This is a genomic window from Nocardiopsis sp. NPDC055824 (assembly GCF_053616335.1).
Genome location: NZ_JBSHDN010000204.1, coordinates 1 through 11396, shown reverse-complemented (window position 1 = coordinate 11396; position 11396 = coordinate 1). Strand labels below are relative to the sequence as shown.

Here is an 11396-nt window from a genome sequence, read left to right as displayed (position 1 = left end):
GGGTGCGGGTGCGCCCCGCACCCCGGACCGGGTGTCAGGCGAGGGGGCCCGGCGCCGCCGGGGAGGCGCTCCCGGCGAAGTACGCCCTGGCACCCCCGGAGTAGAGCAGCGCGATCACGGTGAAGGCGAACGCGGCGGCGACGAGCTCCGGGAGTCCCGCGACCGGGGTGAAGGCCAGGGCGAGGATGCCCACGCCGTAGACGGCGTTGACGCCCAGGGCCGCGGGCCGCGCCGCGGGACGGCCCCGGGCGGCCATGACGGTGAGCGCCAGCGAGGCGCCCCCGTACACGAGGGCGACGGCGGCGGCCACGAAGATGGCCCAGGCCGGGACCTCGGTCGCGGTCGGCATCGAGGGCGCGGCCTGCGCGGCGAACCCGCCGAGGAGGGCGAGCCCGCCGGCTCCGAGCTGGTAGAGGGTGATCAGGATGAGCAGGACGAGGACCGCGGTGACGCTCGACGGTCTGGTACGTGCGTTCATGTGACGTTTCCTCCGCGCTAGGGGACGTCTCCTCCCAGGCACATAGCCGCAGGGAAGGGCCCTACACGTGAGCCGCACGGGCGCCGGGGCGTTCCCCCAGGTGGTGCGGGGGAAACTCATGCGTTCTCGAGGAGCTCGGCCGACCGGTCACGGGGAATAGGCCCCGGGGGCCGGACGTTCCGAGTGTTATCCTTTCTAGGAAACTTCTTCTTAGAAAACCTTTCGCGTGGAGGCCAGGCATGAGCACCCGAAGGATCGTCACCGTGTCGGCGGGGCTGAGCACCCCGTCCTCCACCCGGCTGCTGGCCGACCGGCTCACCGCCGCCACCGAGGCCTCGCTGGCCGACCGGGGGGAGAAGGTCGAGACCCGGGTCGTGGAGCTGCGCGACCTGGCCCACGACATCATGAACGCCATGACGACCCGGGTGCCCACCGGGGAGCTCCCCGGGGTCCTGGAGGACATCGCCGCCGCCGACGGTGTCATCGCCGTCACCCCCGTGTTCAACGCCTCCTACAGCGGCCTGTTCAAGTCGTTCTTCGACATCGTCGAGCCCGAGGCCCTGGACGGGACGCCGGTGCTCGTCGCCGCGACCGGCGGCAGCCCGCGCCACTCGCTGGTGCTGGAGCACGCGCTGCGCCCGATGTTCGCCTACACCCGCTCCGTGGTCGTGCCGACCGGCGTGTACGCGGCCTCGGAGGACTGGGGGGCGGGAGGCGGCGGTCGGGAGCTGTCCGAGCGCGTCGACCGTGCCGCACGGCAGCTGGCCCTGCTCGCGGCCGACCACGCCCCCGGGGCCGACGACCCCTACGAGGAGCCCACGTCGTTCGCGGAACTGATGTCCGGCCTGGGAACCTGACCCCCGCCGCACCCCGAACACGCCCGACCGGGGCGGATCCACGGCGCGCAGTGCACTGCACTGCGCGCCTCCGTTGTGCCCTGCACAACATTGGCACTCCTCCCTTCAACGGAGTCGGACCGAGTGACTACGGTCACTCCACCAGGCTGTCGGTCCCCACCGACCCCACCCCACCGGCCTGGTGAGGGAGTACCGATGCGATTCTCAGGACCCGCGCGCGCCTGCGCGCTCCTCGGGCTTGCCGCCCTTGTCTCCGCGTGCGCGCCCCTCCAGACCAGCGGCGCCGCCTCCGGTGTCGACGAGACGGAGGGAACCCTCCGCGTCTGGCTGTTCTCCGAGGTCGACCAGGCGCCCAAGGAGCGGGTCGTGGCGGCGGCGGTGGAGGAGTTCGAGGCCGCGCACGACGGGGTCGAGGTCGAGGTCCAGTACATCCCGGTGGAGACCCGCGCGGAGCGCTTCCAGGGCGCCTTCCTCGACCCCGCCTCCGCCCCCGACGTCGCCGAGTACGGCAACACCGACCTGGCCGGGTACGTGGAGTCCGCGGGTCTGGCCGACCTCACCGAGGACCTGGCCGACTGGGAGCCCCGCGCGGACATCTCCGACGACGTCGCGGCCACCGCACGGGTCGACGGCGCCGACTACGGCGTGCCCTGGTTCCTCGGCGTGCGCGCCCTCTACTACCGCACCGACGTCCTCGGGGACCTCGGGCTGGAGGTCCCCCGGACCCTGCAGGAGGTCGTGGAGACCGGCCGGGCGGTGCGCGAGGACGACCCGCGGATGCTGGGCGTCTCCGCCGGCGGCGCCTACACCTACGCGATGATGCCGTTCGTCTGGGCGCACGGCGGCGACATCGCCGAACCCGACGGCGACTCCTACACCGCGACCATCGACTCCGCCGAGGCCAAGGAGGGCCTGGAGCTGTACGGGCAGATCCTCTCCGACGACGTGTGCCCGCCCCAGACCTGCTCGGAGATGAGAGGGGACGCCTCCGTGCAGAACTTCGTGGCCGGCAGCGCCGCGATGACCATCGGGGGCAACTTCAACCTCAACGCGGTGCGCGCCAGCGACATCGCCGACGACGCCGCGGTCGTACCGCTCCCGGGCACCGAGCCCGGCAGCATCGCCCCGGCCTTCGCCGGGGGCAACAACCTCGGCGTCCTCGCCGGAACCCAGCGGCGCACGCTCTCCGTGGAGTTCGTGAAGCTGCTGGCCGGAAAGGAGTACCAGCTGCGCATGTACGAGGCCATGGGCAACCTGCCCGTCTTCACCGACGTCCGGGCGGAGCTGGCCGCCTCCGACGACGAGATCGCCCCCTTCGTCGAGACCATCGACGCGGGCACCCGGTTCGTCCCGGTCACCCCCTCCTGGGCGACCGTCGACGCCGAGGGCATCCTGCCGGCCATGGTGCAGCGCCTGGCCGCGGGAGACGCCTCGGTCGACCAGGCCGCGGACGAGGCCGCGCGGGCCCTCGACGACGCCTTCGGGCGGGGGTGACGCGCCGACATGGACAACCGGACAGCTCTGCGCCGCCGCCCGACCGGCGGACCCTCCGGCAACCGGAGCCGAGGGGTCGAACCCTGGATGTACCTGGTGCCCGCCGCGGTGGTGCTGGGCGGGATGCTCGTCTACCCGCTCTACCAGCTGGTGCTCGTCTCCTTCTTCGACTACCGCCAGCCCCAGGTCACGGGCGCCGAGCCCCTGCGCTTCGTCGGCTGGCAGAACTACCGTGAACTGCTGGCGGACGCCCAGTTCTGGGAGGTGCTGCTCAACACGGTCGGCTTCGCCGCGGCGTGCGTCGCGGGCACGCTCGCCGTGGGCGGAGCGCTGGCCGTGCTCGCCACCCGGCTGACCCCCTGGGTGCGCACCCTGCTCTTCCTCGCCGCACTCGGGGCCTGGGCGACGCCCGCCGTCACCGGCAGCGCGGTCTGGCTCCTGCTGTTCGACCCCACCCTCGGCCCGGTCAACCAGGCGCTCGCCGGGCTGGGCCTGACCGAGTTCGCCGGGCACTCCTGGACCTACGACAAGTGGTCGGCCTTCGGCCTCGTCGGCGCGCAGGTGGTGTGGTGCTCGTTCCCGTTCGTCATGGTCACCCTCTACGCAGGCATCCGGGCCATCCCCGGGGAGGTCGTCGAGGCCGCGCGTCTGGACGGCGCCTCCACGTCCCGGATCGCCTGGTCGGTGATGCTGCCGATCCTGCGCCCGGCCGTGACCATCGTGACCATCCAGTCGATCATCTGGGACTTCAAGATCTTCACGCAGATCTACGTCATGACCGGGGGCGGCGGGATCGCCGGACAGAACCTCGTGCTCAACGTCTACGCGTACCAGAAGGCGTTCGCCTCGGGCCAGTACGGGCTCGGCTCCGCCATCGGCGTGATCACCACGCTGCTGCTCCTCCTGATCACGCTCGTCTACCTGCGCGCCCTGCGCCGCCAAGGGGAGGTCCTGTGACGCTCCGCCGACTCAGGAACGACATCGCGGGACTGCTCGTCGCGCTGGTCGTCGCCCTGCCGCTCTACTGGATGCTGCTCTCGGCGCTCAGGCCGCGCGCCGAACTGGAGGCCGGCGACACCACGCCCTACACTCTCACCCCGTCCCTGGACTCGTTCCGACGGGTGCTCACGGTCGACGGGTTCGGCCAGTACCTGCTGAACAGCGCGCTGGTGGCGGTCGTGGTCGTGACCGCCTCGACCCTCTGCGCGTTCCTGGCCGCGGTGGCGCTCACCCGCTACCGCTTCCGGCTCCGCACCACCCTGCTCGTCATGGTGCTGGTGGCGCAGATGGTCCCGGTGGAGGCGCTGACCATCCCGCTGTTCTTCCTCATGCGCGCCGTGGGCCAGGGGGTCCCCGAACTGGGCCTGAACCACCTGGGATCGCTCATGCTGGTGCACACGGCGTTCGCCCTGCCGCTGGCGATCTGGATGCTGCGCAGCTTCGTCTCGGCGGTCCCCCGGGAGCTGGAGGAGGCGGCCTGGCTGGACGGCGCCGGAAGCCTCGCCTTCGTCACCCGGGTGCTCTTCCCCCTCGTGGCCCCGGGCGTGGTGGCCTGCAGTATCTTCTCGTTCATCATGACGTGGAACGACTTCCTGTTCGCCCGGACCTTCATCATCTCGGCGCAGGAGAACCAGACGCTGCCGATCGCCCTGCTGTCGCTCTTCAAGCCGGACCAGAACGACTGGGGCGGCATCATGGCGGGCTCGGTCCTAATGACGATCCCCGTCCTGGTGTTCTTCCTGTTCGTGCAGCACCGCCTCGCCTCGGGGCTGGGAGGGGCGGTGAAGGGGTGAACCGGGCCCCGGCACCCCGGCGCAACTCGTCGGCGTCGCTGCGCCGCGCGCTGGCCATCGTGGACTTCGTCCGGGCGAGCCCGGCCGGGAGCGGCGGCGCGACCCTCACCGAGGTGGCCGAGAACGTGGGGGTGAACAAGAGCACGGTGCTGCGCCTGTCCGTTCCGCTGGTGGAGTACGGCCTGCTCACCCGTGACCCGCGCAGCGGACGGTTCCGCCTGGGCACGGCCGCCCTCACCCTGTGGCAGGCCTACCTGGACGACATGGAGCTGCGCTCGGTCGCCTCGGACCACCTGCGCGACCTCATGAGGCGCACCGGGCACACCTGCCACCTGGTGCTGCTGGACGGCCACGACGTCGTCTACGTGGACAAGGTGGAGAACACGGCCACGGTCCGGATGGCCTCGCGGATCGGCGCGAGGATGCCCGCCTACCGCACCGCGGTGGGCAGGGCGATCCTCGCGTTCTGCCCGGACGACCTCGTGGAGGACGTGGTGGCGGCGGGCCTCCCTGCGGTCACCGCGAGGACGGTGACCGATCCGGCGGTCCTCGCCGGGGAGCTGCGCCGGGTGCGCGAGCGAGGCTACGCCATCGACGACCGGGAGAACGAGCCCGAGGTCCGCTGCGTCGCCGCACCGGTGTTCGACCACAACCGCGACCCCGTGGCGGCGATCAGCGTCTCCTCCCTCGTGAGCCGTCTGCCGGTGGTCGAGGTGCGCAGGCTGGGGCCGGAGGTGGCCGCGGTGGCCGCGCGCATCTCCGCCGAGCTGGGCGGCGGGCAGGTCGAGGCAGCGAGCAGTGCACGTCGGGGCGGGTAGGGGCGCCGCGGCCCCCGCTCCCCGGAGCCGCACCCGGGAGGCGTCCGCGGGGACCGTCCTCCCCGGGGGCGGCCCCACCCTGGCCTAACGCTGTTAGTTAGGCTCGGGGGATGGACTCCGCGCGCATCTACGAGACGTGTCAGAACCGCCTGCTCGACCTGGCCGCCACCCTCGACGGGGAGCAGCTCGACACCGTCGTGCCCGCCTGCCCCGACTGGACCGTCAGGCAGGTCTACGCCCACCTCGCCGGGCTCTGCGCCGACGTGGTGCACGGCGACGTCACCCCTCCGGCCGGCGACGAGGTCACCGCGCGCCAGGTCGCCGACCGGGAGGGCCACGGCCTCGAGGCCGTCCTCGCCGAGTGGACCCGCACGACCCCGGCCCTGCTGGAACTCCTCACCGCCCGGAGGCGCAGGCGCCACAGCCTGCCCGCCCTGGACGTGTGGCACCACGAGAACGACGTCCGGGGCGCCCTCGGCCTGCCCGCGCAGACCGAGGACGCCGACCAGCTCGCGGACTTCCCGCTGGGCGGCCTGGCCGGGGGATGGTCGGCGCAGCTCCCGCCGGTGCGCGTGGTCGCGACCGACACCGGCCAGGAGTGGGCGCTCGGCGAGGGCGCCGCGCTCACCCTCAGGGGCACGGCCTTCGAGCTCGCCCGCGCCGTGACCGGTCGGCGCAGCCTCGCCCAGATCCTCGCCATGGACTGGAGCGGCGGCGACGCCGCGTCCGCGGCCCCGTTCCTGCCGACGCTGCCCGCGCCCGCGGCCGACCTGGCCGTGTGAGGGCAACGCGGCCCCGTGCCCCGCGGCCCGCGACGGCGGCCCCCGACAGCAGGGGGCGGCGCCCGGGGCCTCCGCGTCCGCCGGCATGTGCAGAGATGGCCCCGTCTTGACGCAAGCGGGACCCGGACCGGGCGCAGACTGGGTAGAGAGCCCGACCGGTCAAGGGTTGGCCGCCCGGGCGGGGAGGGGAGGGCCGGACGATGTCCACCCGTACCGAGACGGACCCCCGGTTCGACAGCGGGGCGCTGACGCGCGCCGTCGAGTCGGCGGACGCCGACGCGATGCTCGCGCTGTTCGCGGACGACGCCGAGATGGAGATGATCGACAAGAGGGCTCAGCCCAGCAGGCCGGCGGTCCTGCACGGGAAGGCCGCCATCGCGCCGGCCCTGCGCGAGGTCTTCTCGCGCGACATGACCCACGAGGTCCTCGACTGCGTGGTGGACGCCGACCACGCCGCCTACACCGAGCGCTGCTCCTACCCCGACGGCACCCGGGTCATGAGCATGACCATGCTCGACCTGAGGGACGGGCGGATCTCCCACCAGTCCACGGTGCAGGCCTGGGACGAGCCCGCGGCCCCGCGGCCGGAGACGGGCGACTTCGCCCGGGCGGAGGAGACCGAGGTCCTCGACCGGGCCCGCACGGAGGCACTGCGGGTGGGAGGTCACACCGCCGTCCGGATGACCCTGCGGCCCGGTTGGCGCTGGACGGTGGACATGGCCGAGTCCAGGGGTACCGCGAAGTGCATGGCGAACCACCGCGCCTACGTCGTCTCGGGCGCCCTGCGCTGGCAGATGGACGACGGCACGGAGGGCGAGGTGCGCGCCGGACAGGTCGTGTGCCTGCCGCCGAACCACGACGCGTGGGTGCTCGGCGACGAGCCCGTCACCCTGGTCGACTGGCCGGTGGCCGAGGGCTGACCGCCGCGGCGGACCGAAACGCCCCGGGGGCCGGGGCGCGTCGGTCGCGCGCGTTCCGGGGCGGGCGCGGGGGCCGGTCCCGTCCCGGCTCCGACGGGCCCCGGGACGGAGGGTCCGGCGGTCTCCGGTCCCTCCTTCGGGCACGCTTCCCACTGTCTGTCCGAAAAGCCCCGTAGATCACGAATCCTGGGCCGGATTCCTCTGGTTGACCCCATTGCAGGCGCTTATCAATGGTGTTAACTTTTCGGCACTGCTCATGGGAGCGCTCCCGAAAAGGGATCGGGTCCCCCTGGGCACCGGAAGGCACCGCTAGCGAGACCGGCGCGGACACCGCGCCCCCCATGGCCCCGCACCGTCGACGCCGACGCCGCCGCGGCCAGCGCCCCCCGTCCTCAAGGCCCGCACAAGCCCCCTGTCTCGGCCCCCCGCTGCCCCCGCCGAGGCGCCGCCACACCCCGGCCGACGCACCGCCCGGGGCGCCGCGCCCCTGCTCCGCGGCACCGGAGAGGCCCCTGCGGGGCACCCTCCGAGGAGAACGATGTGACCGACCGACCCGCAACCCGCCGCCGCAGACGGCGGTGGCCCCTCCCCGCGGCCGTGAGCGCCGCACTCGTGGCGGCCACCTTCACGGTGGCCCCCTCCGCCCAGGCCGGGCCCGCCGAGCCCGCCTCCACCTACGAGTACACGCCCGTGGCCGACGCGCTCCTGGCCGAGAACCCGGAGATCACCGAGTACGAGGCCTCCTTCCTGGAGCAGTACGACAAGATCAAGGACCCGTCCAGCGGCTACTTCCGCGAGTTCGACGGCCTCCTCGTCCCCTACCACTCCGTGGAGACCCTGATCGTGGAGGCGCCCGACCACGGGCACGCCACCACCTCGGAGGCCTTCAGCTACTACCTGTGGCTGGAGGCGACCTACGGGCGCGTCTCCGGCGACTGGCAGCCGTTCAACGACGCCTGGGCCTCCATGGAGGCCTTCATCATCCCCGGGACCGCCGACCAGCCCACCAACGGCGCCTACGACCCCTCGTCGCCGGCCACCTACATCCCCGAGTCCCTGGATCCCAGCGACTACCCGATGCCGCTCGACCAGGGGGTGGAGGCCGGACAGGACCCCCTCGCGGCCGAGCTCAGCAGCACCTACGGGACCGACGAGGTCTACGGCATGCACTGGCTGCTGGACGTGGACAACACGTACGGCTACGGGTTCTGCGGCGACGGCAGCGACGAGGCCCCCGCCTACATCAACACCTTCCAGCGCGGCTCCAACGAGTCGGTCTGGGAGACCGTGCCCCACCCCTCCTGCGAGACGTTCGCGCACGGCGGCGACGACGGCACCGGCTACCTCAACCTGTTCGTCGACGACCCGCAGGCCTCGGAGCAGTGGCGCTACACCAACGCCCCCGACGCCGACGCGCGCGCCGTCCAGGTCGCCTACCTCGCGCACGAGTGGGCGAGCGAGCAGGGCAACGAGTCCGCCATCGCGGAGAACGTCTCCAACGCGGCGATGATGGGCGACTACCTGCGCTACGCGATGTTCGACAAGTACTTCAAGGAGGTCGGCGACTGCGTCGGCGCCCAGTCCTGCCCGCCCGGAACGGGCAAGGACTCCGCGCACTACCTCATGGCCTGGTACTACTCCTGGGGCGGCGCACTGGAGAGCGCCCAGTACCCCTGGGCCTGGCGCATCGGCGGATCCTCCGCCCACCAGGGCTACCAGAACGTGATGGCCGCCTACGCGCTCTCGGAGGTCGACGAGCTCCGGCCGCAGTCGGCCACCGGGGCCGACGACTGGGGCACCAGCCTCGACCGCCAGCTGGAGTTCCTCCAGTGGCTCCAGTCCTCCGACGGCGGCATCGCCGGCGGCGCGACCAACAGCTGGGAGGGCACCTACGCGCAGCCCCCCGCGGACACGCCCACCTTCTACGGCATGTTCTACGACGAGAAGCCGGTCTGGCACGACCCGCCCTCGAACCGGTGGTTCGGCTTCCAGGTCTGGGACATCGAGCGCGTGGCCGAGTACTACCGCATCAGCGGGGACGAGCGAGCCGGGGACATCCTCGACTCCTGGGTGCCCTGGGCCATCGCCAACACCACCGTCGGCGAGGGCGGCGACTTCGCCGTCCCGGCCGACATGGAGTGGAGCGGCGCCCCCGACGACTGGACCGGTGAGCCCACGGGCAACCCGGACCTGAGCGTCGAGGTCGTCTCGCACAACCAGGACGTCGGCATCGCCGCCGGCCTGGCCAAGACCCTGATGCACTACGCCGCCGCCACCGGCGACACCGCCTCCCAGGAGACCGCCGAGGGCCTGCTCGACGCGCTGCTCGTCCACCAGGACGACCTGGGCGTCGCCGTCCCCGAGACCAGGGCGGACTACGAGCGCTTCGACGACCCGTTCGACTCCCCGAACGGCGGGCTCTACGTCCCCGACGGCTGGACCGGGCAGATGCCCAACGGCGACGTGATCGACTCCGACTCCACGTTCGCCTCCATCCGCTCCTTCTACGAGCAGGACGAGGACTGGCCGCAGGTCCAGGCCTACCTGGACGGGGGAGAGGCCCCCGAGTTCACCTACCACCGCTTCTGGGCGCAGGTCGACGTGGCCACCGCGCTCGCCACCCACGGCGAGCTGTTCGGCGGCACGGCCGGGGAGGGCGGTGAGGGCGCGGGATAGGCACGGACCACCTCGGGGCCGGGCGCCGCGGGCGCCCGGCCCCCCATCCCGCAACGCCACATCGTGGAAAGGTAGGAGAGACCATGTCGGAGAACACGGGGCACGCGCGCCGCCGTGCCGGGGCCATCGCCGCGACCGTCCTCGCGGCGGGCCTGCTCGCCGGGGGCTTCGCGGCCTCCGCCCACGGACAGGAGGAGCCGCCGGCCGGGACCGCGCAGGAGGAGACCCTCCGGGACCTGGCCGACCAGCGGGGCGTGTTCATGGGCACCGCCCTCGCGTCCCACCGCCTCGGAGAGGCCCAGTACGCGGAGACCGCCTCCGCCGAGTTCAACTCCGTCACCCACGAGAACGACCTCAAGTGGGAGGCGGTCCAACCGCAGCGGGGCCAGTACTCGTGGGCCGGCGCCGACCGGGTCGTGGACTTCGCCGAGGCCAACGGCCAGGACGTCCACGGACACACCCTGGTCTGGCACAGCCAGCTGCCCTCGTGGGTGTCCGGCGGCGGTTTCACGGCCGACGAGCTGCTGGCCGTCATGGACGACCACATCAGCACGACCATGGGCCGCTACGCCGGGCGGATCGACACCTGGGACGTCGTCAACGAGCCCATCGGGGACGACGCGCGGTTCCGGGACTCGGTCTTCCACCGCACCCTGGGGGAGGACTTCGTCGCCGAGTCCCTGCGCATGGCCAGGGCGGCCGACCCCGCGGCGGAGCTGTACATCAACGACTACAGCATCGACGGCGTCAACGCCAAGAGCGACGCCTACTACGACCTGGTCGTCGACCTGCTGGACCAGGGCGTCCCCCTGGACGGGATCGGCTTCCAGAGCCACCTGATCGTCGGACAGGTCCCCGCCAGCATGCGCCAGAACATCGAGCGGTTCACGGACCTCGGGTTGAAGGTGCGGATCACCGAGCTCGACATCCGGATGAACGTCCCCGCGAGCCAGGCCGACCTGGAGCGGCAGGCGGACGACTACCGGGAGGTCGTGACCACCTGCCTGGAGGTCGACGGCTGCACGGGCGTGACCGTCTGGGGCGTCACCGACGCCTACTCCTGGGTCCCCGACCACTTCGACGGCCAGGGCGCGGCCCTGCCCATCGACGAGTCCTACCAGCCCAAACCCGCCTACTGGGCGGTCCACGAGGCCCTCGGGGGCACCCCGGGCCCACAGCCGACCGACCCGCCCACGGAGGAGCCCACCGACCCGGCCGGGGACTGCGAGGCCGAGTACCGCGTCACCAACCAGTGGCCGAACGGCTTCCAGGCCGAGGTGACCGTCACCGCCGGCAGGGACCTCGACGGATGGACCGTGACCTGGGACTTCGGCGGAGGTGAACGCGTCGGTCACGCCTGGAACGCCTCCGTCTCCAGCAGCGGGTCCGCCGTCACCGCCGTGAACGCCGTCCACAACGCCAGGGTCGCGGCAGGCCGGTCCACCTCGTTCGGCCTCACCGGCACCCACGAGGGGACCGTCTCCGCACCGCAACCCGTCTGCACCGGGACCTGACCCCCGCGGGCCCGCCCGCCCCACGACCGGGCGCCGGGGACCGGGGGCGCCGCCCACGGCGGCC

The 11396-nt window shown here is 72.6% G+C and carries 10 protein-coding genes; 9 read left to right on the top strand and 1 reads right to left on the bottom strand.

The features are described from left to right. Nucleotides 1–34: 34 nt before the first annotated feature. Nucleotides 35–478: a hypothetical protein gene (locus ACWGL3_RS27185; protein ID WP_452461947.1), complete on the bottom strand. Its 444-nt coding sequence runs from the start codon at nucleotides 476–478 to the stop codon at nucleotides 35–37. A 239-nt stretch (nucleotides 479–717) separates the two neighbouring features. Here ACWGL3_RS27185 and ACWGL3_RS27180 point away from each other — a divergent pair, with 239 nt between their 5' ends. The 9 genes from ACWGL3_RS27180 to ACWGL3_RS27140 all read left to right on the top strand — a co-directional run bounded on the left by ACWGL3_RS27180 (nucleotide 718) and on the right by ACWGL3_RS27140 (nucleotide 11332). Continuing rightward, a complete protein-coding gene (locus ACWGL3_RS27180) occupies nucleotides 718–1335 on the top strand; it encodes an FMN reductase (protein ID WP_452461946.1) in 618 nt (205 codons plus the stop codon). A gap of 195 nt (nucleotides 1336–1530) precedes the next feature. Further along, nucleotides 1531–2829 (top strand): extracellular solute-binding protein, encoded by a 1299-nt coding sequence (locus ACWGL3_RS27175; protein ID WP_452461945.1) that lies wholly within the window; start codon nucleotides 1531–1533, stop codon nucleotides 2827–2829. A gap of 87 nt (nucleotides 2830–2916) precedes the next feature. After that, nucleotides 2917–3786: a carbohydrate ABC transporter permease gene (locus ACWGL3_RS27170; RefSeq protein WP_267944617.1), complete on the top strand. Its 870-nt coding sequence runs from the start codon at nucleotides 2917–2919 to the stop codon at nucleotides 3784–3786. Then, the gene (locus tag ACWGL3_RS27165; RefSeq protein ID WP_267944616.1) at nucleotides 3783–4622 is read left to right on the top strand and encodes a carbohydrate ABC transporter permease; all 840 of its coding nucleotides are present in this window, start codon (nucleotides 3783–3785) and stop codon (nucleotides 4620–4622) included. The genes ACWGL3_RS27170 and ACWGL3_RS27165 overlap by 4 nt, the downstream gene beginning before the upstream one ends. Beyond that, nucleotides 4619–5440: an IclR family transcriptional regulator gene (locus ACWGL3_RS27160; RefSeq protein ID WP_355012695.1), complete on the top strand. Its 822-nt coding sequence runs from the start codon at nucleotides 4619–4621 to the stop codon at nucleotides 5438–5440. Before ACWGL3_RS27165 ends, ACWGL3_RS27160 begins: the two co-directional genes overlap by 4 nt. A 110-nt stretch (nucleotides 5441–5550) precedes the next feature. Continuing rightward, nucleotides 5551–6222 carry a maleylpyruvate isomerase family mycothiol-dependent enzyme gene (locus tag ACWGL3_RS27155; protein ID WP_452461944.1) on the top strand — a complete coding sequence of 224 codons (672 nt, stop codon included), beginning with the start codon at nucleotides 5551–5553 and terminating at the stop codon, nucleotides 6220–6222. A 200-nt stretch (nucleotides 6223–6422) separates the two neighbouring features. Next, on the top strand, nucleotides 6423–7142 hold the full coding sequence (locus ACWGL3_RS27150) for a nuclear transport factor 2 family protein (RefSeq protein ID WP_267944613.1): 720 nt from the start codon (nucleotides 6423–6425) through the stop codon (nucleotides 7140–7142). Nucleotides 7143–7682: 540 nt separating this feature from the next. Continuing rightward, the gene (locus tag ACWGL3_RS27145) at nucleotides 7683–9818 is read left to right on the top strand and encodes a glycoside hydrolase family 48 protein (protein WP_267944612.1); all 2136 of its coding nucleotides are present in this window, start codon (nucleotides 7683–7685) and stop codon (nucleotides 9816–9818) included. An 83-nt stretch (nucleotides 9819–9901) separates the two neighbouring features. After that, nucleotides 9902–11332, top strand: a complete 1431-nt coding sequence (locus tag ACWGL3_RS27140) for an endo-1,4-beta-xylanase (RefSeq protein ID WP_452461943.1) — start codon at nucleotides 9902–9904, stop codon at nucleotides 11330–11332. Nucleotides 11333–11396: the final 64 nt, after the last annotated feature.